At 72.4% G+C, this 24,660-nt stretch carries 18 protein-coding genes; 10 read left to right on the top strand and 8 right to left on the bottom strand.

Features of this window, described 5'->3' with window-relative positions; genetic code table 11:
* Positions 1-14 precede the first annotated feature (14 nt).
* Both OG422_RS10290 and OG422_RS10285 read left to right on the top strand, forming a co-directional pair.
* Positions 15-3,968 (top strand): ABC transporter transmembrane domain-containing protein, encoded by a 3,954-nt coding sequence (locus OG422_RS10290; RefSeq protein WP_405742150.1) that lies wholly within the window; start codon positions 15-17, stop codon positions 3,966-3,968.
* Between the two features lie 118 nt (positions 3,969-4,086).
* On the top strand, positions 4,087-5,499 hold the full coding sequence (locus tag OG422_RS10285; protein WP_405742148.1) for a S28 family serine protease: 1,413 nt from the start codon (positions 4,087-4,089) through the stop codon (positions 5,497-5,499).
* Between the two features lie 79 nt (positions 5,500-5,578).
* Here OG422_RS10285 and OG422_RS10280 read toward each other — a convergent pair whose 3' ends face one another.
* Positions 5,579-7,399 carry a glycoside hydrolase family 3 protein gene (locus OG422_RS10280; RefSeq protein WP_405742146.1) on the bottom strand — a complete coding sequence of 607 codons (1,821 nt, stop codon included), beginning with the start codon at positions 7,397-7,399 and terminating at the stop codon, positions 5,579-5,581.
* Positions 7,400-7,637: 238 nt separating this feature from the next.
* On the opposite strand from OG422_RS10280, the gene OG422_RS10275 reads away from it, so the two are divergent.
* Both OG422_RS10275 and OG422_RS10270 read left to right on the top strand, forming a co-directional pair.
* Positions 7,638-9,875: an ATP-dependent RecD-like DNA helicase gene (locus OG422_RS10275; RefSeq protein WP_405742144.1), complete on the top strand. Its 2,238-nt coding sequence runs from the start codon at positions 7,638-7,640 to the stop codon at positions 9,873-9,875.
* A 157-nt stretch (positions 9,876-10,032) separates the two neighbouring features.
* The gene (locus OG422_RS10270; protein WP_143940127.1) at positions 10,033-11,322 is read left to right on the top strand and encodes a citrate synthase; all 1,290 of its coding nucleotides are present in this window, start codon (positions 10,033-10,035) and stop codon (positions 11,320-11,322) included.
* 563 nt (positions 11,323-11,885) lie between these two features.
* Here the strand turns inward: OG422_RS10270 and OG422_RS10265 are convergent.
* Positions 11,886-12,179: a heavy-metal-associated domain-containing protein gene (locus OG422_RS10265; RefSeq protein ID WP_405742142.1), complete on the bottom strand. Its 294-nt coding sequence runs from the start codon at positions 12,177-12,179 to the stop codon at positions 11,886-11,888.
* Positions 12,180-12,443: 264 nt separating this feature from the next.
* Between OG422_RS10265 and OG422_RS10260 the strand changes: the two genes are divergently transcribed.
* Positions 12,444-13,166 (top strand): DedA family protein, encoded by a 723-nt coding sequence (locus OG422_RS10260; protein ID WP_405742140.1) that lies wholly within the window; start codon positions 12,444-12,446, stop codon positions 13,164-13,166.
* Between the two features lie 194 nt (positions 13,167-13,360).
* Here the strand turns inward: OG422_RS10260 and OG422_RS10255 are convergent, their stop codons facing one another.
* From OG422_RS10255 to OG422_RS10235, 5 genes are all read right to left on the bottom strand, one after another.
* On the bottom strand, positions 13,361-13,768 hold the full coding sequence (locus tag OG422_RS10255) for a ketopantoate reductase family protein (protein ID WP_405742138.1): 408 nt from the start codon (positions 13,766-13,768) through the stop codon (positions 13,361-13,363).
* A 126-nt stretch (positions 13,769-13,894) separates the two neighbouring features.
* A complete protein-coding gene (locus OG422_RS10250) occupies positions 13,895-14,089 on the bottom strand; it encodes an AlpA family transcriptional regulator (RefSeq protein ID WP_143940123.1) in 195 nt (64 codons plus the stop codon).
* Between the two features lie 366 nt (positions 14,090-14,455).
* Positions 14,456-14,848 (bottom strand): peptidoglycan-binding protein, encoded by a 393-nt coding sequence (locus OG422_RS10245; RefSeq protein ID WP_405742136.1) that lies wholly within the window; start codon positions 14,846-14,848, stop codon positions 14,456-14,458.
* A 274-nt stretch (positions 14,849-15,122) separates the two neighbouring features.
* The gene (locus OG422_RS10240; RefSeq protein WP_405742134.1) at positions 15,123-16,136 is read right to left on the bottom strand and encodes a Gfo/Idh/MocA family protein; all 1,014 of its coding nucleotides are present in this window, start codon (positions 16,134-16,136) and stop codon (positions 15,123-15,125) included.
* 36 nt (positions 16,137-16,172) lie between these two features.
* Positions 16,173-17,093: a sugar phosphate isomerase/epimerase family protein gene (locus tag OG422_RS10235; protein WP_405742132.1), complete on the bottom strand. Its 921-nt coding sequence runs from the start codon at positions 17,091-17,093 to the stop codon at positions 16,173-16,175.
* A gap of 371 nt (positions 17,094-17,464) precedes the next feature.
* Between OG422_RS10235 and iolC the strand changes: the two genes are divergently transcribed.
* The 5 genes from iolC to OG422_RS10210 all read left to right on the top strand — a co-directional run bounded on the left by iolC (position 17,465) and on the right by OG422_RS10210 (position 24,381).
* Entirely contained in the window at positions 17,465-18,457 is a 993-nt protein-coding gene (gene iolC, locus OG422_RS10230; protein ID WP_143940120.1) for a 5-dehydro-2-deoxygluconokinase, read from the top strand.
* A gap of 175 nt (positions 18,458-18,632) precedes the next feature.
* A complete protein-coding gene (gene iolB / locus OG422_RS10225; protein ID WP_143940119.1) occupies positions 18,633-19,568 on the top strand; it encodes a 5-deoxy-glucuronate isomerase in 936 nt (311 codons plus the stop codon).
* A complete protein-coding gene (gene iolD / locus OG422_RS10220; RefSeq protein WP_405742129.1) occupies positions 19,565-21,439 on the top strand; it encodes a 3D-(3,5/4)-trihydroxycyclohexane-1,2-dione acylhydrolase (decyclizing) in 1,875 nt (624 codons plus the stop codon). The genes iolB and iolD overlap by 4 nt, the downstream gene beginning before the upstream one ends.
* Before the next feature lie 39 nt (positions 21,440-21,478).
* Positions 21,479-22,972 (top strand): CoA-acylating methylmalonate-semialdehyde dehydrogenase, encoded by a 1,494-nt coding sequence (locus OG422_RS10215; RefSeq protein WP_405742127.1) that lies wholly within the window; start codon positions 21,479-21,481, stop codon positions 22,970-22,972.
* 146 nt (positions 22,973-23,118) lie between these two features.
* On the top strand, positions 23,119-24,381 hold the full coding sequence (locus OG422_RS10210; RefSeq protein ID WP_405742125.1) for a hypothetical protein: 1,263 nt from the start codon (positions 23,119-23,121) through the stop codon (positions 24,379-24,381).
* Positions 24,382-24,511: 130 nt separating this feature from the next.
* Here OG422_RS10210 and OG422_RS10205 read toward each other — a convergent pair whose 3' ends face one another.
* A complete protein-coding gene (locus OG422_RS10205; protein WP_405742123.1) occupies positions 24,512-24,640 on the bottom strand; it encodes a hypothetical protein in 129 nt (42 codons plus the stop codon).
* Positions 24,641-24,660 lie beyond the last annotated feature (20 nt).

The following is a 24,660-nucleotide window of genomic DNA, read 5'->3' as shown; positions in this document are numbered from 1 at the left end:
GCGGGAGGCACCGGGTGGCGGGGACGGACACGGCAGGACAGAGCTGGGCGCGGAGGCTGATCCGTGACTGTTGGCATCACAGGACGGATGTGCTGCTCTCCCTCGGCTCTTCGCTGGGCGGTATGGCGGTCATGGCGCTGGTGCCGCTCATCCCGAAGCTGATCATCGACGATGTGATCGTCCGCCACGACCGCGCGCTCGCCCCCTGGGCCACCCTCATGATCGCCGCCGCGGTCGTCGTCTACGCCCTCACCTATGTCCGCCGCTACTACGGCGGACGGCTCGCCCTCGACGTCCAGCACAACCTCCGCACCCGCATGTACGGCTCGATCGCCCGGCTCGACGGACGGCGTCAGGACGAGCTGAGCACCGGCCAGGTCGTCGGCCGTGCCACCAGCGACCTCCAGCTCATCCAGAGCCTGCTCTTCATGACGCCCATGATGATCGGGAACGTCCTGCTCTTCCTGGTCTCGTTGGTCGTGATGCTGGTGCTCTCGCCGCTGCTCACGGTCATCGCGCTGGCCGTCGCCCCGGCCCTGTGGTTCGTCGCCAAGCGCAGCCGCGCGCGCCTCTACCCCGCCACCTGGTACGCCCAGAGCCAGGCCGCCGCGGTCGCGGGCGTCGTGGACGGCGCGGTCTCCGGCGTCCGCGTCGTCAAGGGCTTCGGGCAGGAGCAGCAGGAGACCGGCAAACTCCGGGACGTGGGCCGCAAGCTGTTCGCCGGACGGCTGCGCACGGTGCGCCTCAACGCCGTCTACAACCCCGCCCTCCAAGCCGTCCCGGCCCTCGGGCAGGTCGCGATGCTGGCTCTCGGCGGCTGGATGGCCACCCGCGGCGAGGTCACCTTGGGCACCTTTGTCGCCTTCTCCACCTACCTCGCCCAGCTCGTCGGCCCGGTCCGGATGCTGGCCGTGGTGCTGACCGTCGGCCAGCAGGCACGGGCCGGGGTCGAGCGGGTCTACGAACTCATCGACACCGACCCGGTCGTCGAGGAGCGCCCCGACGCCCACGAACTCCCCGCCGACGCCCCCGCAACCGTCGAGTTCGACGCCGTCACCTTCGGCTACGGCGAGGCCGCCACCGCCGAGCCCGAGCCCGAGCCCGAGCCCGAGCCCGAGCCCGAGTACGACGCCGAGGCCGTCCGAGCCCTGGCCACCGGCGTCCCCGAGAGGCCCGCCCCAGGCGACACCACCGCGCCCCGCCCCGTACTGGACGGCTTCTCGCTGCGCATCGCCCCGGGGGAGACCGTCGCCGTCGTCGGCCGGTCCGGCAGCGGCAAGTCCACCGTCTCGCTGCTGCTGCCCCGCTTCTACGACGTCACCGCCGGTCGCGTCCTGATCGGTGGCCACGACGTCCGCGACCTCACCCTGGAGTCGCTGCGCTCCGTCATCGGCCTGGTGCCCGAGAGCAGCTTCCTCTTCTCCGACTCGGTGCGTGACAACATCGCGTACGGCCACCCGGAGGCCACCGACGAGCAGATCCGTACGGCCGCCCGCGCCGCGCAGGCCGACGGCTTCATCAGCGCGCTGCCCGAGGGGTACGACACCAAGGTCGGCGAGCAGGGCCTGACGCTCTCCGGGGGGCAGCGGCAGCGCATAGCCCTCGCCCGCGCCATCCTCACCGACCCGCGGCTGCTGGTACTGGACGATGCGACCTCCGCCGTCGACGCCCGCGTCGAGCACGAGATCCACGAAGCGCTGCGCGGGGTGATGGCGGGCCGCACGACACTGCTGATCGCCCACCGCGCCTCCACCCTGGCCCTCGCCGACCGCGTCGCCGTGCTCGACGGCGGCCGGCTCGTCGACATCGGCACCCAGGACGAACTCACCGACCGCTGTCCCCTCTACCGCAGCCTGCTGACCGACCCGGACGAGCTGGGCAGCGTCCCGCACGACCCGGCGGGTGAGGTCGCGGGCGCCTTCGACGGCGAATCCGCCGCGACCGGCCTCCTCGAACCACTCCCCACGGGCCCTGCGACGGCCCGCCCCGACGGCGCGCACCCTGATGGCGCCCACCCTGATGGAGCCCACCCCGTCACCCCGGGCCGCGCCCCCGGCCCCGACGGCATCACCCCCGAGCTGTGGGTCCGCCGCGACACCGACGGCGCCCCGGAAGGAGCGACCGGGCCGGCAGCGCCCCCCGAACTCCTCGAACAGGTCGCCGAGCTCCCGCCGGCCATCGACACCCCGGACGTCGACGAGGAGCGGGCCGCCGCGGCCGAGGGCTCGTACGGCCTGCGACAACTGCTGCACGGCTTCGGCGGACCGCTGCTGATCGCCCTCGGCCTGGTGGCCGTGGACGCCCTCGGCGGTCTCCTGGTGCCGATCCTCATCCGGCAGGGCATCGACGAAGGCGTCCGCCGCGGGGTGCTCGCCGGGGTGTGGATGGCCGCGCTCCTCGCCCTGGTGACGGTGTTCGTCCAGTGGGCCGCGCAGATCGGCGGCAACAGGATGACCGGCCGTACCGGTGAGCGGGTCCTGTACTCCCTCCGCGTCAAGATCTTCGCCCAGCTCCAGCGTCTCGGCCTCGACTACTACGAGCGCGAACTCACCGGCAAGATCATGACGCGGATGACCACGGACATCGACGCACTGTCGACGTTCCTGCAGACCGGCTTGGTCACGGCCGTCGTCTCGGTGCTGACCTTCGGCGGCATCCTCGTTGCGCTGCTCGTCATCGACGCCCAGCTGGCCCTGATCGTCTTCGCCACCCTCCCGCCGCTGATCCTCGGCACGTACTTCTTCCGCAAGCAGAGTGTCAAGGCGTACGAGCTGGCCCGTGAGCGGATCAGCGTCGTCAACGGCGACCTTCAGGAGAGCGTCGCCGGACTGCGGATAGTCCAGGCGTTCCGGCGCGAGGGCATGGGCGCCGCGCGGTTCGCCGACCGCAGCCACGCCTACCGCCAGGCCCGGGTCCGCGGCCAGTTCCTGATATCGGTGTACTTCCCGTTCGTGCAGCTGCTGTCGTCGGTCGCCGCCGCCCTGGTGCTGATCGTCGGCGCCGGACGGGTCGGCGCGGGCACCCTGACGGCCGGTGCGCTTGTCGCCTACCTCCTCTACATCGACCTGTTCTTCGCCCCTGTCCAGCAGCTCTCCCAGGTCTTCGACGGCTACCAGCAGGCATCCGTCTCGCTCGGCCGCATCCAGGAGCTGCTGCGTGAGCCGACCACCACCCCCGCCGCGGCACACCCCCGCCCGGTGCCGGAGCTGCGCGGCGAGATCACCTTCGACGGCGTGGACTTCCACTACGGTGCGCGGCGCGAGGGCACCGAACAGGCGCTGACCGGCATCGACCTGACGATCCCCGCCGGGCAGACCGTCGCCTTCGTCGGCGAGACCGGCGCCGGAAAGTCCACCCTCGTCAAGCTGGTCGCCCGTTTCTACGACCCGACCGCCGGTGCCGTCCGCGCCGACGGCACCGACCTGCGGGAGCTGGACCTCACCGGCTACCGCCACCGCCTCGGCATCGTCCCCCAGGAGTCGTACCTCTTCGCCGGTACGGTCCGCGACGCCATCGCCTACGGGCGGCCGGACGCCACCGACGCCGAGGTGGAGGCCGCGGCCCGCGCGGTCGGCGCCCACGCGATGATCGCCACCCTCGACGGCGGCTACCTCCATGAGGTCGCCGAGCGCGGCCGCAACCTCTCCGCAGGTCAGCGCCAGCTGCTGGCCCTGGCCCGCGCCGAACTGGTCGACCCTGACATCCTGCTGCTCGACGAGGCCACCGCAGCCCTCGACCTCGCCTCCGAGGCCGTCGTCAACCAGGCCACCGACCGGCTCGCCGGACGCCGTACGACGCTCGTCGTCGCCCACCGTCTGACGACCGCGGCGCGCGCCGACCGGGTCGTGGTGATGGACCGCGGCGGGGTCGCCGAGGACGGCACCCACGCCGAACTCCTCGCCCTCGACGGCCGTTACGCCGCCCTGTGGCGCGCGTTCGCCGGCGAGGAGGCGACGGCGCGGATCTGACCACGGCCCGGCGGGGGCCGCCAACCCCCGCCGGACAGGCGTTACCCATCGGTGCTGGTCGGCCCCGATTCCCCCCAGGTAGGTTCGGCGCGAATTCCGCGACCCCTGGGGAGGGATCATGCGAAGAACGCTCAGCTGGCTGGTGCCGCTTGCCGTCCTGATCGGCACGGCGGGCGCCACCACCGCCCCGGCCGGAGCTGCCACCGCCGCGCCGGAGACGCAGGACATCGAGGAGCGCCTGCTCGCGATACCGGGCATGCACCTGGTGGAGGAGAAGCCGGTCGACGGTTACCGCTACTTCGTCCTCACGTACACCCAGCCGGTCGACCACCGTCACCCCGCCCGGGGCACGTTCGAGCAGCGGCTGACCGTGCTGCACAAGGCGGTCGACCGCCCAACCGTCTTCTACACCTCGGGCTACAACGTCAGCACCACCCCGTCCCGCAGCGAGCCGACGCAGATCATCGACGGCAACCAGGTCTCCCTGGAATACCGTTACTTCACCCCCTCCCGGCCGCAGCCCGCCGACTGGAAGAAGCTGGACATCCGGCAGGCGGCCGACGACCAGCACCGCATCTACCAGGCGCTGCACCGCATCTACGGGAAGAACTGGATCGCCACCGGCGGCAGCAAGGGCGGTATGACGGCGACGTACTACCGCCGCTTCCACCCCGACGACATGAACGGCACCGTCGCCTACGTCGCGCCCAACGACGTCGTCAACGACGAGGACTCCGCGTACGACCGGTTCTTCCGCACCGTCGGTACGCCGGAGTGCCGCACGGCGCTGCACGCCCTCACCCGCGAGGCGCTCAACCGCCGCGACGAGATGGACGAGCGGTTCGCCCGGTGGGCCGAGAAGGAGAAGAAGACCTTCCGCCTCTTCGGATCCGTCGACCGCGCCTACGAAGTGCTGGTGACGGACCTGGAGTTCGGTTTCTGGCAGTACCAGCCCGCCGCCACCGCCTGCAAGGACGTGCCTTCCCCGGACGTGTCCACCGACGCGCTGTGGACCTGGATGGACGAGGTCGGCGGCTTCGACAGCTACACCGACCAGGGCGTGGAGCCGTACACGCCGTACTACTACCAGGCCGGTACGCAGCTCGGTGAGCCCGGATACGGCTACCCGCACCTCAAGGGCCTGCTGAAGTACCCGGGCATCAACAACTCGCGGACGTTCGTGCCGCGTGACATCCCGATGCGGTTCGACAAGCGCGCCATGCCCGATGTGGACCGCTGGGTGCGCCACCACGCGCAGCGGATGATGTTCGTCAACGGCCAGTGGGACCCGTGGAGTTCGGAACACTTCGAACTGGGCAAGGGCGCCCGGGACTCCTCCGTCTACACCGTGCCCGGCGGCAACCACGGCTCCAACATCGCCAAGCTCAAGGACGCGGACCGCACGAAGGCTACCGCCTCCCTCCTGAAGTGGGCGGGCGTCGCCACCGACGGCAAGGCCACCGCACAGGCCCCCTACGACCGGAAGCTGGACCGGCAGGAGCTGCGCCGCACCCCGCCGCTGCGCCCCTGACCTCCGGATCCCGGGCCGGTCACGATCCGGCGGAACGTTACGGCGCGCCCCTCCGCCCGGGAGGGGCGCGCCCCGCGCGTCAGTACGTCAGCCCGTGGCCGACCGGGTACAGCTCCTCGTCCGGTGCGTCGGCCCGCATCACCGGCACCGGCAGCCGCCCCCGCGGCGACCGCCGCCCGGCGATCACCCGCGCCGCCGCCCGCACTTCGACATCGGTCCACCCGTAACTCGCCAGCCCCGCCCGTACGCCGTCGAGCTGCGCGATGTCGTACGGATTGCGGACCGCGAGCTGCACCACCGGCTTCCCCGTGGCGAGCAGCGCCTCGACGAGCGCGCGCTGCGGAGAGCCGGGCGTGACGTCGTACGTCGCGACGACCGCGGCGTCGTGCTCGCCGAGCGCCGCCACCGCCTCGTCGATCATCGCCCGGTCCGGTGTCATGCCCGTGGACAGCGCGGTCGCGGCGAAGCCGAGCCCGGTCAGTTCCCGGGCCAGCACCCCGGTGGGCGGCCCGCCCGTCCCGGACGGCGCGGCCGCGTCCGCCCCCGCCACCAGCAGCCGGTGCTCGCGGCGGCGGGAGAGCGGCAGCACCCCGCCGGTGTTGCGCAGCAGCGTCGTCGTCCGGTCGGCGAGCGCGTCCGCCGTCTCCAGATGGCGGCGGACGCCCACCACCCGGTCGACCTCGGCCCGCGAGGTGTACGGATCGGCGAACAGGCCGCGGCGCTCCTTGAGCAGCAGGATGCGCAGCAGTTTGGCGTCGATGTCGGCCTCGGACAGCTCGCCATCCTTCAGCGCGCGGACGACGGCGGCGTGTGCGACGGCGAGGTCCGGCGGGTTGAGCAGCTGGTCTACGCCCGCCTTGAGCGCCAGGACCGGCACCCGTTCGTCGCCGTACTTCTCGCGGACGCCCTGCATGCCCAGGGAGTCGGTGATCACCACGCCGTCGTAGCCGAGCCGTTCGCGCAGCAGTCCGGTGAGGATGGGGTGCGAGAGGGTCGCCGGGTCCCCGCTGGGGTCGAAGGCGGGGACGACGATGTGCGCCGACATGATCACGTCGATCCCGGCGGCCACGGCGGCACGGAACGGCGGCTCGTCCAGCCGCTCCCACTCCTCGGCGGTGTGGTGGATGGTGGGCAGCCCGACGTGGCTGTCGACGTCGGTGTCACCGTGCCCGGGGAAGTGCTTGGCGCAGGCGGCCACCCCGGCGCCCTGGTAGCCGCGTACCTGGGCGGTGACCATCCGCGCCACGGCCTGCGGATCGGAGCCGAAGGACCGGACGCCGATGATCGGGTTGGCGGGGTTGACGTTGACGTCGGCGTCCGGGGCGAAGTCCTGCCGGATGCCCATCGCGTACAGCTCGGCGCCGCTGATCCGCGCCGCCGTCGTGGCGTCGGCGCGGGAGCCCCCGGCGCCGAGCGCCATCGCGCCGGGCAGCAGGGTGGCGGGCGCGCCGATCCGCGCGACGATGCCGTGCTCCTGGTCGGTGGAGATCAGCGGCGGGACGGGCAGCCGCTGCGCGGCGCCCGCCCGCTGGATGCCGTTGGACAGCTCCGCGATCTGGTGCGGATCGCGGGTGTTGTGCGCCCAGCTGAAGTAGATGACGCCGCCGACGTGGTACTTCGCGATGAGTTCGGCCGCGTTGGCGACGCCGATCTCCTTGCGGTTGGCGTCCACGTCGGCCGGGTCCGGGTCGGTGGCGGAGTGCCCGTAGACCCGCATCACGAAGAGCTGACCGGCCTTCTCCTCCGGTGTCATACGGGCGATGAGACGCCGCATCCGGTCCCGTACGGCGGCGGTGGGACGGGCGGCGACAGGGCTTGCGGCGGCCGCGGGAAAGGTGCCCGCGGCGCAGGCGGCGGCGGCCGCGGCTGCGGTGGTGAGGACGGCACGTCTGGAGTGCATGTGCGTTCCTTCCGGCGGGCTTCCCCGGCGAAGTGAGGGACATTCGGAGGATCACGGATAGCCCGAAAGTATCGCGCGGTCAATGACCTGTTGACCGGCGCCGCCCGGCGGTTGCGGCGCGGACGGCGCCGTGCGCCCGGCGGGCGTTCGTCTCTCGGCGGCCCGTCAGAACCCCGCGTCCCGGGGGAGCACATCCCGGCCGACCGCGTTGTCAGACCCCGGCGGTACCGTTCGGAGCATGGGCAACGCGGTCAACGCAGCGGTGGTCGAAGGGGTCCTGGAGCGGATCACCTACGCCCACGAGGAGAGCGGCTACACCGTCGCGCGGGTCGACACCGGCCGCGGCGCGGGCGAGCTGCTGACCGTCGTCGGGGCGCTGTGGGGCGCGCAGCCCGGCGAATCCCTGCGGATGGAGGGCCGCTGGGGCTCCCACCCGCAGTACGGCAAGCAGTTCACCGTCGAGAACTACACCACCGTCCTGCCCGCCACGGTCCAGGGCATCCGCCGCTATCTCGGATCCGGCCTGATCAAGGGCATCGGCCCGCGCATTGCCGACCGCATCACCGAGCACTTCGGCGCGGGCACGCTCGACATCATCGAGGAGCAGCCGCAGCGCCTCATAGAGGTGCCCGGTCTCGGCCCGAAGCGGATGAAGATGATCGCCGCCGCGTGGGAGGAGCAGAAGGCGATCAAGGAGGTGATGGTCTTCCTCCAGGGCGTCGGCGTCTCCACCTCTCTCGCCGTACGCATCTACAAGAAGTACGCGGACGATGCCGTCACCGTGGTGCGCGAGCGGCCCTATCAGCTGGCGGCCGACGTCTGGGGCATCGGCTTCCTGACGGCCGACCGCATCGCCCAGGCGGTCGGCATCCCGCACGACAGCCCGGAGCGGGTCCGGGCCGGTATCCAGTACGCCCTGTCGCAGTCGGCGGACCAAGGGCACTGCTTCCTGCCCGAGGAACAACTGATCGCGGACGCCGTGAAGTTGCTGCAGGTGGACACCGGCCTGGTCATCGACTGCCTGGCCGAGCTGGCGGCGGACCCGGAGGGCGTGGTGCGCGAGAAGATCCCCCAGGGCGGCGGCGAGGAGCCCGTCACCGCCGTCTACCTGGTGCCCTTCCACCGCGCCGAGCTGTCCCTGGCCGGTCGGCTGACGCGGCTGCTGCGCACCCCCGAGGACCGGCTGGCCGTCTTCGGGGACGTCGACTGGGAGCGCGCGCTGGCCTGGCTGGCGCGGCGTACGGGCGCCGAGCTGGCGCCGGAGCAGCAGGACGCGGTGCGCCTCGCGCTGACCCGCAAGGTGGCGGTGCTCACCGGCGGCCCGGGCTGCGGCAAGTCGTTCACGGTCCGGTCGGTGGTCGAGCTGGCCCGCGCCAAGAAGGCCCGGGTGGTGCTGGCCGCGCCGACGGGGCGGGCCGCCAAACGGCTGGCGGAGCTGACGGGCGCGGAGGCGTCGACCGTCCACCGGCTGCTGGAGCTGAAGCCCGGCGGGGACGCCGCGTACGACGCCGACCGGCCGCTGGAGGCCGATCTGGTGGTGGTCGACGAGGCGTCCATGCTCGATCTGCTGCTCGCCAACAAGCTGGTCAAGGCGGTCCCGCCGGGCGCCCATCTGCTGCTGGTGGGCGACGTCGACCAGCTGCCTTCGGTCGGGGCGGGGGAGGTGCTGCGGGATCTGCTCGCCGACGGTGGCCCGGTGCCGTGTGTGCGGCTGACCAGGATCTTCCGCCAGGCCCAGCAGTCCGGTGTGGTGACCAACGCGCACCGCGTCAACGCCGGACGGCCGCCGCTGACCCAGGGCCTGCCGGACTTCTTCCTCTTCGCCGAGGAGGACACCGAGGCGGCCGGACGGCTGACCGTCGACGTGGCGGCCCGCCGCATTCCCGCGACCTTCGGGCTGGACGCCCGGCGGGACATCCAGGTGCTCGCCCCGATGCACCGCGGACCGGCCGGGGCGGGCGCGCTCAACGCCCTGCTCCAGCAGGCGGTGACCCCGGCGCGCCCGGAGGTGCCGGAGCGCCGCTTCGGCGGCCGGGTCTTCCGGGTGGGCGACAAGGTCACCCAGATCCGCAACAACTACGAGAAGGGCCGCAACGGCGTCTTCAACGGCACGGTCGGCGTGGTCACGGATATGAACACCGATGACCAGCGTCTCCTGGTGCGCACCGACGAGGACGAGGAGGTTCCGTACGACTTCGACGAGCTGGACGAGCTGGCGCACGCCTATGCGGTGACGATCCATCGCTCCCAGGGGAGCGAGTATCCGGCGGTGGTGATTCCGGTCACCACGGGCGCCTGGATGATGTTGCAGCGAAATCTGCTGTATACCGCGATAACTCGGGCAAAACGCTTGGTGGTGCTGGTGGGGTCCCGGAGGGCTCTGGGGCAGGCCGTGCGCACGGTGTCCGCCGGTCGGCGGTGTACGGCGCTCGATCACCGACTCGCCGGAGCGGTGGCGGTCGCTCAACTTCCCTAATCGGGTCGAAGGGGCGCAGGATGGTCACGTAAACGGCACTCAGTGCCGCCCGAAGGCCGAATTGCCGACCCCGAGTGCACATCCCACGTCCAAATGGGGGAAGGTAGAGGCAGTCAGGGCACCTCGAAGAAGAGGCACAACGTCGGTGAGGGATGACGTGAGCGACAACTCTGTAGTACTGCGTTACGGGGACGGCGAATACAGCTACCCGGTCGTCGACAGCAGCGTCGGCGACAAGGGCTTCGACATCTCGAAGCTGCGCGCCCAGACCGGTCTGGTGACCCTGGACTCCGGTTACGGCAACACCGCCGCGTATAAATCCGCGATCACCTATCTGGACGGTGAACAGGGGATTCTGCGCTACCGCGGCTACCCGATCGAGCAGCTCGCGGAGCGCAGCACGTTCGTCGAGACCGCGTACCTGCTGATCAACGGCGAGCTGCCCACCGTCGACCAGCTGTCCACCTTCAAGCAGGACATCACGTACCACACCCTGCTGCACGAGGACGTCAAGCGCTTCTACGACGGCTTCCCCCGGGACGCCCACCCGATGGCGATGCTGTCGTCGGTCGTCAGCGCCCTGTCGACCTTCTACCAGGACAGCCACAACCCGTTCGACGAGCAGCAGCGGCACATCTCCACGATCCGCCTGCTGGCCAAGCTGCCGACGATCGCGGCGTACGCCTATAAGAAGTCGGTCGGCCACCCGGTGGTCTACCCGCGTAACGACCTTGGCTACGTCGAGAACTTCCTGCGCATGACGTTCTCGGTGCCGGCCGCCGAGTACGACCTGGACCCGGTCGTGGTCAGCGCCCTCGACAAGCTGCTGATCCTGCACGCGGACCACGAGCAGAACTGCTCGACCTCCACCGTGCGCCTGGTCGGCTCCTCGCAGGCGAACCTCTTCGCCTCGATCTCCGCCGGTATCAACGCGCTCTGGGGCCCCCTGCACGGCGGTGCCAACCAGTCCGTGCTGGAAATGCTGGAGGGCATCCAGCGCGACGGCGGCGACGTCGACTCCTTCATCCGCAAGGTGAAGAACAAGGAAGACGGCGTGAAGCTCATGGGCTTCGGGCACCGCGTCTACAAGAACTTCGACCCCCGGGCGAAGATCATCAAGGCGGCGGCGCACGACGTCCTCTCGGCACTCGGCAAGTCCGACGAGCTGCTGGACATCGCCCTGAAGCTGGAGGAGCACGCGCTCTCCGACGACTACTTCGTCGAGCGCAAGCTCTACCCGAACGTCGACTTCTACACCGGTCTGATCTACCGGGCCATGGGCTTCCCGACCGAGATGTTCACGGTCCTCTTCGCCCTCGGTCGCCTCCCGGGCTGGATCGCCCAGTGGCACGAGATGATCAAGGAGCCCGGTTCGCGGATCGGCCGCCCGCGGCAGATCTACACCGGCATCGTCGAGCGCGACTTCGTGCCCGTCGAGCAGCGCTGATCCGTCCGGGCGCCCGTGCCCGGCACGGAGAGGGCCCCCGCCCGTCCAGGGTGGGGGCCCGTTCGCGTTCGCTGCGGTGAACGCGGTGGAGAAACGAGAAGCGCCCCGCCTCCAGATCCCCCCACGGGTCCAGAGCGCGGGGCGCTTCCCTTGTCCCGGGTCGGATTCCCCCCACGGGATCCGTCCGGGCGTTCAGGGTGCACCGCGATCTGCCGGGACGCGCACGTTCGGGAGGGCCGCTCAAAGCTCCCCGGGCACGTCGCCCCGGCCACGCGTAGCCGGTCCGATCCCCCAAGACCGGCACGGCTGTTGCCGAGCAGGCCCCGCCGGGGAGCCTGCACACCTGGTTAGACTCTCGACCCCCCACGATGGTTACGTTCGGAACTCTGTGATCTGGGTCTCTTGCCATATGAGGGCGAAAACGGTCAAGGGCCGCGATCTGAATTTCGCGGCCCTGACGTATGGGTGTTGTGCCCATTGTGGGAATTTTGTGAACATGTGGGCTGTGTGGGCTACGGAGCGGCCCCTGTGGTGAAAAGCCCTCCGGTCGATACCGGGGAGGCTTAGGCCGGACCCAGCAGCTCGTAACCGGCCTCGCCCACCGCCTCGCGCACCGCGGCCTCGTCGAGGGCGGCCCGCGAAACGACGGTCACCAGGCCCGTGGCGGCCTCCGCGCGCACCGAGACGACGCCGTCCAGCTCCGAGATCTCGGAGTTGACCGCGCCCTCGCAGTGCCCACAGGTCATGCCGGTCACCTTGTAGGTCGTGGTGATCTCGCCCGCCTGCGCCGCGCTCTCGCCGGAGTGGCAGGAGCTTTCGGGCGTGCAGCAGGAGCCGTTCGTCGATGCGGCGGTCATGGGAGTCTCCTCGTGGTGCCGATGGTCCGTGGATGTCGAGGTGTTGTACGGGTCGCCGGAGCGTGCGCCACCAGAGGTGCGGCGGTGCGACCGGAGTCGCCGACGTCGTCCGGCGATGCCCACTGTATACCCCTAGGGGGTATCGATCCAGCGGTGTCGCGCCGTTCGCCCCGGCACACGTTGCCGTCCCGCGTGTCGCGCGTCAGCCTGGGAGGTACCGGACCGGAGCGCGCCGGACCGGGGCGATCGGAGGAGGCGCGCCGGATGGACGTGCTGGCCCTCTACGGGCTGCTGGTGCTCACCACCCTGCCACCGCTGGTGCCCAACTCCGCGGTGCTCGTCTCCGCCGGGGTCCTCGCCGCGCACGGCGATCTCTTCCTCCCGCTCGTCCTGCTGGTCGTCGCCGGCAGCGCGACCCTCGGCGACGTACTGATGTATCTGCTCGCCCGCCGCTTCGGCGGCCCGGCGCGCGCCTGGATGCGGCGCAGCGTCCGCCGCCGCGTCCTCCTGGAGTGGACCTCCCGGCGTATCGAGCGGTACGGCCTGCCCTTCGTCCTCGCGGTGCGGTTCCTGCCCAGCGGCCGGATCGTCGGCGCCGTCGCCTCCGGCGTCCTGCGCTACCCGCTGCGCCGCTATCTGCTCGGCGCCGGCATCGCCGAGACGGTGTGGGCGTCCTACTCGATCGGCCTCGGCTACCTCGGCAGCGCCGCCGTGGGTAACCGCCTCTACGCCGCCGCCCTGGGCATCGGCATCTCGTGCGCCGTCGCCGTTCTGGGTGCGGTCGTTCCATGGGTGGCGCGCCGCCGCGCCGTCCGGGCGCGGAGGGTGTCGGCGTGCCGGGTGACCGCTGCCGGGGTGGCGGTCCGGGGTGGTGGCTCCGGCGGTACGCGGTGGCGGGGCGAGGGCGATGTCGCGCAGGGTGGATGCCGCGTCCCGGGTCCGGGTCGACGTCCCCGGTCCGTTGTCAGTGGTCGCCCTTACCGTTGAGTCATGACTTACGAACTCTCCGTAATCATCTTGGTGTTGGGGTACGCGTCGGGCTGGGCGTGGCGGGCCCTTCGCGCTCCGGGTGGGTCTTCCGGGGTCCCGGACGGTCGGGCCGGGGGAGTGGGTCGCGTTATGGGTGGCGCGGCTCACCGGTGGCCGCCGGGTGCCGGGGTGGTCCGCCGAGGTGCCCGGATTCAGGTGCCGTCCGTGGCCCGCAGTTCGCGGTCGACGGCGCGCAGCAGGGTGAGCAGCATGCGGTTCAGGGGCGTCGGGAGGGAGTGCCGTTCGCCTGCCGCGACCACCGCTCCGGAGAGGTATTCGTGCTCCAGCGGTCGGCCCGCCTCGCGGTCGTAGAGCATCGACGAACCGCCGCCGGGCGGGGCCATCGCATAGATCTCCAGCGTCCCGGAGATATCGCTGTCGCCGATGTCCGCCCCCTCCGCGCGGGCGACCTCCGCCGCCTCGGTGAGCAGCGCGCGGGCGAGCGCGGTCATCTCCGCCTCCCGGAAGATGTCCATCCGCTGCCCGAGCAGCGCCGTGAGGGGGTTGGCGGCGAGGTTGAGGAACAGCTTGCGCCAGGTGGCGGTGGTGAAGTCCGGCACCGGCGTGCCGCCCGGCGTGTCCGGCGGTGCCCGGATCCGCCCGTGTCCCGGGGCGTCCGCGGAGGCGAGGCAGGCCCCGGACCGGCGTGGCCCGTGCACCGTGACCTAGGTCGTGCGGAGGTGGAGTCATCCCCGTCGGCTGTGGCCCGGTCTGCGGGTCACCCAGTCGCGGACGGTGTCGGCGAACCAGTACGGCCTGCCGCCCTCGACGAGGTCCGGCTCGGGAAGCAGCCCGTGCTTGCGGTACGAGCGCACGGTGTCCGGCCGTACCCGGATGTGCGCGGCGATGTCCTTGTAGGACCAGAGCCTCCGGTCGGTCATCGCTGCCTCGCCTCCCTGGATCCGGGGCCCCGGCCGCGCGGCCTGCGGGAGGCGCGGACGGGGCGGGTGTTCCTGTGCCCTGCGCCGGGACAACGACACCGACCGCTGCACGGACAGGGGCTGTTGATCACCTGTGACGGAAGGCCCGCGTAATCGTGACGGATGTGACGCGCCGGGGACGGACGTGACAGGGACGGAACGGAAGGGGGGTGAGGGGGAGGCCGTGGCGGGATGCGGGATGCGGGAGGGATGCGGGAGGGAGGCGGCCTTACCGGTCGGGAAGTCCCGGACGTGAGCGGCGGGCCGCCCCGCTCGGGACGGCCCGTCGTGTGAAGGGTGCCGCGCTGAGGGCGCGGGTGGGTCGGGTCAGGCGTAGAGCGCCTTCCAGGTCTTCTTGCCGACCTTGCCGTCAGCGGTCAGATGCGACGCCTTCTGGAACTTCTTGACGGCGGCGCGCGTCTGGTCGCCGAAGTAGCCGGTGAGGCTGCTCCAGGGCAGGTACTTGCGGTTGGCCAGCAGGCACTGGACCTGCTTGACCCGGTCGTTGCGCTGGCCGTACACGGTGAGCGCGGTGCCGTTGTAGTAGGCGCAGGCCGCCCGGGGGTCCGGTCCGGCGGCGGCCTGTGCCGCAGGTGCCGAGCCGGTCAGCAGAGCGGCGGTGATCAGGCCGGTGGCGGCCGCCAGGGCGGCCGGGCGGCGGATGGTGCGATGCAGTGAGGCGATGCGCATGATGTCCTCTTTTCCCCCGTTGAACGCCATGCATCCGTATGGTGCGTATCCGGCCACCCCCAGGGGGTACGCGCGCCGGACCGCCCCGCATCCGGATGCCGTGCATCTACGGGCACGCCGCCCGCGCCCGCCGTGGTTGCCGGAGGTGCGGAGTCCGGTGCGTCAACTTTCCTACGTAAGAGGGGTGATGAGGGGGCATCGTCACGGACCAGTCGCTTTGCGCCGAACATCCCGTGGGTCGGGGGACGCGAAGGGGCGGCCGCCGCCCTCGCATCGACGCCGGACGTGCAGGGAAGGGGGCGGATCAGCGGTACAGCGCGGGCCGTTCGGGCAGGTCGACGGGGACACGCTCGCCGGTGCGCTGCGCCTGGACGCCCGCCCGGCAGACCACCGCGGCGGCGTAGCCGTCCCAGCAGCCGGGGCCCTCCACCGTGCCGCGCCGGGTGGCGTTCACCCACCGCTGCACCTGCCGGTCGTACGCGCCCGCGAAGCGTTCCACGAAGCCCGGCGGGATGGTGCCGCCCCAGCGGCCCGCCGCGTTGACGAAGACGCCGCGGTCGTCGCCGATCCGGGCGGTGCCCCGCTCGCAGACCGCCTCGCAGGACACCTGGTAGCCGAAGCCGCAGTTGACGAACAGTTCCGTGTCGACGAGGTGGCCGTCCGCGGTCTCGAAGACGATCAGCTGCGGATCGTGCAGCCCTTCGGGCGCACCGCCGGAGGGCGCCGGGCGCAGCACCCGCACGGCGGTGATCTCGGTGTCCAGCAGCCAGCGCGTCACATCGATCTCGTGCACCGCGGAGTCGTGCAGTGTCTGCGTGTCGGTGCAGCCGGGCGGCGAGGCGACGTTGCGGTGCGTGTGGTGCAGCATCAGCGGACGGCCGTACGCGCCGCGCGTCAACTGTGCCTTGAGGGCGAGGTAGTCGGCGTCGTAGCGGCGCATGAAGCCCAGCTGGACGAGGCGGCGGCCGCCTCGCTGTTCGGCGGCGAGCACCCGCAGCGCGGAGTCCGGATCCGGCGTCAGCGGCTTCTCGCACAGCACCGGCAGCCCGCGGTCGAACGCCGCCATCAGCGCCGCCTCATGGGCCGCCCCCGGCGACGCGACGAGGACCGCGTCCACCCCCGGAATATCCATGGCGGCCACCGGATCGGTGCAGGCCACGGCCCCCTCGATGGCGTCGGTCAGCGCCTCGGCGCGCGCCCCGTCGACGTCGGCGACGACCGCCACCCGCGCCCCGCTGATCACCTCGTCGATCCGGCGTACGTGATCGGCGCCCATCCGCCCGGCGCCGATGACGGCCACCCCCAGCGTCCCGTGCATGTCGTCCTCCTGCTCGCGGTCCGTTCCGTCCGTCGCTCAGGCGCCGCAGGAGCGCAGAAAGCGGCGGGTGCGCCGGGCGATGGGCAGCGGCCGCTCCGGCGGACAGGGATACATGTCCTGCTCGACGATGGCGAAGAGCGCGGTGCCCAGCTCCTGCGCCGCCTCCAGGACGGGCGGCAACGCGGGCACACCGCGCGGCGGTTCGCACATCACGCCCTGCCGGACGGCCGGACCGAAGGCGGTGCCCTTGGCGCGGACATCGGCCAGGACACCGGGGTCGACCTGCTTGAGGTGGAGATAGCCGATGCGCTCGCCGTAGGTGCGGATCAGCGCGACGCTGTCACCGCCGCAGTAGGCGTAGTGGCCGGTGTCCAGGCAGAGGGAGACCAGGCCGGAGTCGGTGGCGTCGAGGAAGCGGGTGACGTGCTCCTCGGTGTCGAGGTGGGTGTCCGCGTGCGGATGCACCACCAGCATCAGGCCGAATTCCTCCCGCACCCGCCGGGCCAGCCGCTCCGTGCCCTCGGTCAGGTGCCGCCACTGCGCGGCCGTCAGCTCGGGGGGCTCCAGCTCCTCGGCGGTGCGGTCGTCACGCCAGAAGGACGGGATGGCGACGAGGTGCCCGGCGCCCGTCGCCCGGGCGAGCGCGGCGACCCGGGACACCTGCGCCCATGTCGCCTCCCAGACCGCGGGGCCGTGGTGCAGCGAGGTGAAGACCGTCCCGGCCGAGACACCGAGGCCACGCCGCGCGGTCTCGTCGCGCAGCACCGCCGGGTCGGTGGGGAGATACCCGTAGGGGCCCAGCTCGATCCAGTCGTAGCCCGCCTCGGTGACCTCGTCGAGAAAGCGCCGCCAGGGGACCTGCCGCGCGTCGTCGGGGAACCACACGCCCCACGAATCCGGCGCGGACCCCACTCGGATGCGGTCCAGAACGGGCGCGTCGGCACGGGCTGCGGACATGCGACGGCTCTCCTCTCGCCGGTCGGCGGTGACCGGGGGCGTGGGAGTGGTGGGCTCAGCCTCGCGGGCGCCTCGGGGGGTGTCAAGATTTCGTTCTGCCATAAGGATCTCCCGGCACGACCGCCCTGGGGAGCGCCGGACGGCGCCCCTGGAAGCGGTGGTTCCGCCGCGTCGCTCCCCTGGCGGAAGCCCGCGCGAGGGGGCGGCCCCACCCATGGGGCCACTCGCCGTACCGCCGTCCCCGTACAGGTCAGGGCGGTGTGCCGCGCCGTTGACACGGTCCGGCAGCCCCACTAGACCTGTGCCCGCGACGGGGCGTGGGCGCGCCGCCCGGCCCCGCCGTACCGCGTCGGCCGAAGCGAAGGGGCCCCATGACGGAACCGTTCGACCTCATCACCATGGGCCGCATCGGGGTGGACCTCTACCCCCTCCAGACGGGCGTGCCGCTCGCCCGCGTGGAGACGTTCGGGAAGTTCCTCGGCGGCTCCGCCACCAATGTTGCGGTGGCCGCCGCGCGACTGGGCCGCCGCACCGCCGTCATCAGCCGCACCGGACGCGACCCCTTCGGCGACTACCTCCACCAGGCGCTGCGGGAATTCGGCGTCGACGACCGCTGGGTCACCGCCGTGGACGGTCTGCCCACCCCGGTCACGTTCTGCGAGATCTTCCCGCCGGACCACTTCCCGCTCTACTTCTACCGCCGCCCCACCGCCCCCGACCTCACCCTCCGCGCCGACGAGCTGGACCACGACGCGCTGCGGGCCGCCCGGATCCTCTGGGTCACCGGCACCGGACTGTGCGAGGAGCCCAGCCGCACCGCCACCCTCGCCGCGCTCGCCGCCCGCGGCAGGCGCGGCCCCACTGTCTTCGACCTCGACTGGCGTCCCCTGTTCTGGGGCGGTGCGGGCGGCGCCTCCGGGGACGGTGGCACGACCGGCGCCGCCGCCATGGCCGCCGCGCGCCCGCACTACGAGGCGGCGCTCGCCCACGCCACCGTCGCCGTCGGCAACGTCGACGAGGCCGAGGTCGCCACCGGGCTGCGCGACCCGAGGGCCTGCGCCGAGGCGCTGCTTGCCGGGGGCGCCGAACTCGCCGTCGTCAAACAGGGCCCCAAGGGCGTCCTCGCGGTGCACCGGGACGGCCGCACCGCCGAGGTCCCGGCCTTCCCCGTCGACGTCGTCAACGGCCTCGGCGCCGGTGACGCCTTCGGCGGCGCCCTCTGCCACGGCCTGCTGCATGGCTGGGACCTGGAGCCGATGATGCGCTACGCCAACGCGGCCGGTGCCCTCGTCGCCACCCGCCTCGCGTGCTCGCCCGCCATGCCGACCGCGGCGGAGGTCGACGCGTTCCTCGCCGGACGATGAACCCCGGCGTGCCCCGAAGCCCCGCCCGGAAAGAGCGGTTGGGGCCGCCGGGCCGTTGCGGCCGCGTCCGGACCCCGGCCCCGGACCGGCCCGACGGCCTCGCGCGGACCGGTGGGCACCGCCGCGGCGCACGGATTTTCCCTCACTGTCAGTGGTCGGGTGGAGACTTGTGGTCATGAATCCCGCATCCGCGTCATCCGCTTCCGCACCCGGCCCCGGCCGGGCCCTCGGCCTCCACATCCCGGCAGGTCACGGCGGTACCGGGCCGTACGCCCTGGACATCACGCCGGAGCGGGCGGGCTGGGGCCACTCCTCGCTGCGCGTCCTCGACCTGCCGCCCGGCGGCCACCACGCCTTCGATGCCGGGGACAGCGAATGGATCGTGCTGCCCCTCGCCGGAGGCTGCACCGTCACCACCGACGGTGCCCCGTACGAACTCACCGGCCGCGACAGCGTCTTCAGCGGCCTCACCGACTTCGCCTACGTCCCGCGCGACGCGCGCGCGGGGCTCACCAGCCGGGCGGGCGGCCGGTTCGCCCTCGCCGGAGCCCGCTGCGCCCGCCGCCTGCCCGCCCGCCGCGGCGCCGCGGCCGACGTCCCCGTGGAGCTGCGCGGCGCCGGGCCCTGCTCCCGCCAGGTCAACAACTTCGCCGCCGCCGACGCCTTCCCCTGCGACAAGCTCATCGCCGTGGAAGTCCTCACGCCGGGCGGCAACTGGTCGTCCTACCCGCCGCACAAACACGACACCGCCCGCCCCGGCGAGGAGTCCGAGCTGGAGGAGATCTACTACTTCGAGATCGAGCCCGCCCACGGCACCCCGGGCGTCGGCTACCAACGCGTCACTCCCTCCGGGCCCGGCCACCGCACCGACGTCCTCGCCGAGGTCCGCGGCGGCGATGCCGTCCTCATCCCCGACGGCTGGCACGGCCCGTCCATCGCCGCACCCGGCCATGCCCTCTACTACCTCAACGTCATGGCCGGACCCGGCGCCACCCGCGAGTGGCTGATCCGCGACCACCCCGACCACGGCTGGATCCGCTCCACCTGGGCCGGCCAACCCACCGACCCCCGCCTGCCCCGCTACACCGCGCCCCCGGGAGACACCCGATGACCACCCTCCGCCTCACCGTCGCGCAGGCCCTGGTGCGGTTCCTCGCCCGCCAGTACACCGAGCGCGACGGCCATCGCCACCGCCTGGTGAACGCCTGCTGGGGCATCTTCGGGCATGGCAACGTCGCCGGGATCGGCCAAGCCCTGCGCGAGGACCCCGCCGCCCTGCCGTTCCTCCAGGGCCGCAACGAACAGGCCATGGTCCACGCCGCGACCGCCTACGCCCGCCAGAGCGACCGGCTCCGCGCCCAGGCCGTCACCACCTCCATCGGCCCCGGCGCCACCAACCTCGTCACCGGCGCCGCCCTCGCCACCGTCAACCACCTCCCGGTCCTGCTGCTGCCCGGCGACACCTTCGCCACCCGCCGCGCCGACCCCGTCCTCCAGCAGCTCGAAGTCCCGTACGCCGGTGACCTCTCCGTCAACGACACCCTGCGCCCCGTCTCCCGCTACTTCGACCGCGTCACCCGGCCCGAGGCGCTGATCCCGGCCGCCCTCCAGGCGATGCGGGTCCTCACCGACCCCGTCGACACCGGCGCCGTCACCCTCGCCCTGCCGCAGGACGTCCAGGCCGAGGCGTACGACTGGCCGCCGGAGTTCTTCGCCTACCGCATCTGGCGCGTCCCCCGCCCCGCGCCCGACCCGGACGCCCTCGCCGAGGCGGCCCGGGCCCTGCGCGCCGCCCGCCGCCCGCTGATCATCGCCGGTGGCGGCGTCCACCACAGCGAGGCCGAGGACGCCCTGCGGACCTTCGCCGATGCCACCGGCATCCCCGTCGCCGCCACCCAGGCGGGCAAGGGGGCGCTGCGCCACGACCACCCCGCCGACGTCGGCGGCATCGGCCACACCGGCACCGCCACCGCCGACGCACTCGCCCGCGACGCCGATGTGGTCCTCGGCATCGGCACCCGCTACACCGACTTCACCACCGCCTCCGCCACCCTCTTCGCCGACCCCGCCGTCCGCTTCGTCAACCTCAACATCGCCGCCTTCGACGCCCACAAGCTCGCGGCGCTGCCCCTGGTCGCCGACGCCCGCGAAGGGCTCACCGCGCTCACCCGCGCGCTGCACGGCCACCGCGTCGACGCCGCGTACGAGACGGGCTACGCCACCGCGAAGGCCGCCTGGGAGCGCCGCGTCGATGCCGCGTACGCCGCCCCCGACCCGGCCGCCCGGCCCACCCAGACCCAGGTGCTCGGCGCCCTCGACGCCGTCGTCGACGACACCGACATCCTCGTCAACGCCGCAGGGTCCCTCCCCGGCGACCTGCACCGGCTCTGGCGCGCCAGGTCCCGCAGGCAGTACCACCTCGAATACGGCTACTCCTGCATGGGATACGAGATCCCCGCCGCCCTCGGCGTCGCCCTCGCCGCCCCCGGCCGCCCGGTATGGGCCCTGGTCGGCGACGGTACGTACCTGATGAACCCCACCGAGATCGTCACGGCGGTCCAGGAGGGCGCCGCGTTCACGCTGGTGCTGCTCCAGAACCACGGCTTCGCCTCCATCGGCGGCCTCTCCGAGCAGACCGGCGGCGAGCGCTTCGGCACCGACTACCGCTTCCGCGCGGCGGACGGCACCTACACCGGCGATCCGCTGCCCGTCGATCTCGCGGCCAACGCCGCCTCCCTCGGCATGCGGGTGCTGCGCGCGCCCACCGTCGGCGCGCTGCGCGACGCCCTCGCCGAGGCGCGTGGCGCGAACCGTCCCACATGTGTCTACATCGAGACCGAAACGGCCGACACAGTGCCGGGCGCGCCGGGCGCCCAGTCCTGGTGGGATGTACCTGTTGCCGAGACCGCGACGCGTCCCGCGGCGGTCGCCGCGCGCCTGGCCTACGACCAACACGCCGCCGACCGCCGCCGACACCTCTGATCTCAGCCCGTAGTAGTCACCACCGGAAAGGCCCCCCGCATGCAGACCATCAGCCACTGGATCGGCGGCAAGCCCGTCGAGGGTGTGTCCGGCAACTTCGGCCCGGTGTTCAACCCGGCCACCGGCGCCCAGGAGAAGCAGGTCGCCTTCGCCTCCGTCGAGGAGGTCGACGCCGCGGTCGCCGCCGCCAAGGAGGCGTTCGCCACCTGGGGCACCAGCTCCCTCGCCAAGCGCACCTCGGTGCTGTTCCGCTACCGCGAGCTGGTCGCCGCCCACCGCGAGGAGCTGGCCCGGCTGATCACGGCCGAGCACGGCAAGGTGCACTCCGACGCCCTCGGCGAGGTCGCCCGCGGTCTGGAGATCATCGAGCTGGCGTGCGGCATTCCCGAGAAGCTCAAGGGCGAGCTGTCCACGCAGGTCTCCACCCGGGTGGACGTCGCAGCGATCCGGCAGTCCCTCGGTGTGGTCGCCGGCATCACGCCGTTCAACTTCCCCGCCATGGTGCCGATGTGGATGTTCCCGCTCGCTGTGGCGTGCGGCAACACCTTCGTCCTCAAGCCCAGCGAGAAGGTGCCCGGCGCCGCCCTCAAGCTCGCCGAGCTGGCCGCCGAGGCGGGCCTGCCCGACGGCGTGCTGAACGTCGTCAACGGCGACAAGGTCGCGGTCGACCGCATCCTGGAGCACCCGGACATCGCCGCGGTCTCCTTCGTCGGCTCCACCCCCATCGCCAAGTACATCCACACCACCGGCACCGCGAACGGCAAGCGGGTGCAGGCGCTGGGCGGCGCCAAGAACCACATGCTGGTGCTGCCGGACGCCGACCTCGACCTCGCCGCCGACTCGGCGATCAACGCCGCGTACGGCTCGGCCGGTGAGCGCTGCATGGCGATCTCCGTCGTCGTCGCCGTCGGCGAGACCGCCGACCCGCTGATCGAGAAGATCAAGGCCCGCGCCGCCGCCCTCCGCATCGGCCCGGGCGACGACCCGGCGTCCGAGATGGGCCCGCTGATCACCAAGGTCCACCGCGACAAGGTCGCCTCGTACGTCCAGGGCGCCGCCGCGCAGGGCGCCGACGTCGTCGTCGACGGCACCGGCTTCACGGTCGAGGGCTTCGAGGGCGGCCACTGGCTCGGGGTGTCGCTGCTCGACAACGTCACGCCCGAGATGGACGCCTACCGCGACGAGATCTTCGGCCCGGTGCTGTCGGTCGTCCGCGTCGCCACGTACGACGAGGCCATCGCGCTGATGAACGCCTCGCCGTGGGGCAACGGCACCGCCATCTTCACCCGCGACGGCGGCGCTGCCCGCCGCTTCCAGCTGGAGGTCGAGGCGGGGATGGTCGGCGTCAACGTCCCGATCCCGGTCCCGGTCGGCTACCACTCCTTCGGTGGCTGGAAGGACTCGCTCTTCGGCGACCACCACATCTACGGCAACGACGGCGTGCACTTCTACACCCGCGGCAAGGTCGTCACCACCCGCTGGCCCGACCCGTCCGACGGTGGCATCAACCTCGGTTTCCCCAGCAACCACTGACGGTACGTACGCTGCCCCGCCGGTCATCGACCGGCGGGGCAGCGGCGCTCCGTCCGCCGGGGGGGGCACGGCGTTCAGAGGGACGGCCGTCGGCGGGGTTGCTACGGTGACCGGGCGTGTACACAACACCACTATCGGGGGACGCGATGCCACCTAGTACGGCGCTGGCCAAGGGCGCACGGATCACGGGCGGCATTTTCTGCCTGGTCTTCTTCCTCTACACCGCGTTCTGGCTCTGCTACGACCTCTCGCAGTTCGGCTTCCCCGCGGTGTGGGACTACTGGACCGGCGCACGTCCCCCCGGCCTCAACACCGTCAGCAACTCCACGCAGTTCTGCCTGGCCCTGGTGCAGCTGAGCGGGGCGATCGCGGCGTTCGCGGGGCGGCGGACGGCAGGCGGCCTGATGGCCGTCGCCACCACTTTCACCTTCGCCACCGCCGTCCAGACCATGGTCAGCGTCGGCTCCCACACCGGCGACAACCGCTGGTTCCTCCACGCCCAGATCGACGCCGACCCCTTCGAGGCGGTCTTCCTCGGCAGCCCGGTGCTCGCCCTGCTGGCCTTCGTCACCGGGATCGTGCTGCTCGCCGGGATGCGGTCCTGGCCGCGCCGCGCCCCCAGCCTGCCGCCGATGCGTCCGGTCAAGGCCGCCGGGGTCGTCGCCGGTCTCGTTCTCGGTGCGGTGGCGCTGTGTTCGGTGATCTGGCAGATCTACATGCTGGTCCAGAGCGGCGGGGCGGCCGATGCCCTCTTCATGCTCTACCTGGGCAAGGGCATCCTGTCGTCCCTGACGTCGCTGGCCCCGGGCTGGGACGCGCTGATCCTGCTGATGCTGGCGGTCATCGCCGCGCTCAGCTGCCTGATCCGCGGCACCGCCGCCCGTGGCCTGGCCCTGGGCCTGGCGACGATGCTGCTGCCGAACGCCCTGCTGACGGTGATCGGCCCCGGGTTCTCCGGCCAGTTGTTCAAGATCAGTGGCGCGGCGCCGGGCCAGAGCATCCTCGGCATCGCGCAGGTGGCACTCGACCTCTTCGGTTCGCTCGCCCTGTTCGCCCTGATGGCCAAGGGCGAGCCGGTTGCCCCCGGCTGGCAGCCGCCCGCGCCCGCACCGCAGTTCGGCGGCCCCGGCTTCGTCCCGCCCGGCCCGCAGGGCCCGCAGCCGGGTGGCTGGCAGCCGCCGATCCCGCCGCCGGGCGGCCCGATTCCCGGCCCGATGTCCGGCCCGGTACCCGGCGGCCCGGTACCCCCGCAGGCGGGCCCGGTCCCGCCGATGCCGATGCCGATGCCGATGCCGGGTCCCGCGGCCCCGCCTGTCCCGTCCGCGGCCCCGCCGATACCGCCGACCGCCCCGCCGGTCCCGCCCGGCAACCCGCCGGCCCTTGGTGGGTTCGGGCCTCCGCAGTACTGATCGGGAGCTGCGGCCGGTGCCGCCTCGCGGCGCGCACCCCCCGTACGGCCGACGGCTGCGCGGGGCGCGCCGCGACGGCTCCCACGTCTCCCGGCGGGCCGGGGCACACCGGCCAACCGGAGCGCCCCGCCTACGCCGACCGCACCCCCTCGTCGGCGCGAGCCCCCTCCCGCTCCTGGCCGCCGCTTCCGTCGCCCGTGCTCCGGCCCGTACCGCTGATGCCGGTCAGGACGAGGGCTACGGCGGAGGCGATCAACACCGTTCCGGTGGCCGGGAGGC

Source organism: Streptomyces sp. NBC_01525, from assembly GCF_045040405.1.
GTDB lineage: Bacteria > Actinomycetota > Actinomycetes > Streptomycetales > Streptomycetaceae > Streptomyces > Streptomyces benahoarensis.
This window is presented reverse-complemented; position numbering and strand designations above follow the sequence as displayed.

Coding starts and splice junctions, on each gene's coding strand:
- OG422_RS10285 (WP_405742148.1), top strand. CDS start 4,087: ATGCGAAGAACGCTCAGCTGGCTGGTGCCGCTTGCCGTCCTGATCGGC.
- OG422_RS10280 (WP_405742146.1), bottom strand. CDS start 7,399: ATGCACTCCAGACGTGCCGTCCTCACCACCGCAGCCGCGGCCGCCGCC.
- OG422_RS10275 (WP_405742144.1), top strand. CDS start 7,638: ATGGGCAACGCGGTCAACGCAGCGGTGGTCGAAGGGGTCCTGGAGCGG.
- OG422_RS10265 (WP_405742142.1), bottom strand. CDS start 12,179: ATGACCGCCGCATCGACGAACGGCTCCTGCTGCACGCCCGAAAGCTCC.
- OG422_RS10260 (WP_405742140.1), top strand. CDS start 12,444: ATGGACGTGCTGGCCCTCTACGGGCTGCTGGTGCTCACCACCCTGCCA.
- OG422_RS10250 (WP_143940123.1), bottom strand. CDS start 14,089: ATGACCGACCGGAGGCTCTGGTCCTACAAGGACATCGCCGCGCACATC.
- OG422_RS10245 (WP_405742136.1), bottom strand. CDS start 14,848: ATGGCGTTCAACGGGGGAAAAGAGGACATCATGCGCATCGCCTCACTG.
- OG422_RS10240 (WP_405742134.1), bottom strand. CDS start 16,136: ATGCACGGGACGCTGGGGGTGGCCGTCATCGGCGCCGGGCGGATGGGC.
- OG422_RS10235 (WP_405742132.1), bottom strand. CDS start 17,093: ATGTCCGCAGCCCGTGCCGACGCGCCCGTTCTGGACCGCATCCGAGTG.
- iolC (WP_143940120.1), top strand. CDS start 17,465: ATGACGGAACCGTTCGACCTCATCACCATGGGCCGCATCGGGGTGGAC.
- iolB (WP_143940119.1), top strand. CDS start 18,633: ATGAATCCCGCATCCGCGTCATCCGCTTCCGCACCCGGCCCCGGCCGG.
- iolD (WP_405742129.1), top strand. CDS start 19,565: ATGACCACCCTCCGCCTCACCGTCGCGCAGGCCCTGGTGCGGTTCCTC.
- OG422_RS10215 (WP_405742127.1), top strand. CDS start 21,479: ATGCAGACCATCAGCCACTGGATCGGCGGCAAGCCCGTCGAGGGTGTG.
- OG422_RS10210 (WP_405742125.1), top strand. CDS start 23,119: ATGCCACCTAGTACGGCGCTGGCCAAGGGCGCACGGATCACGGGCGGC.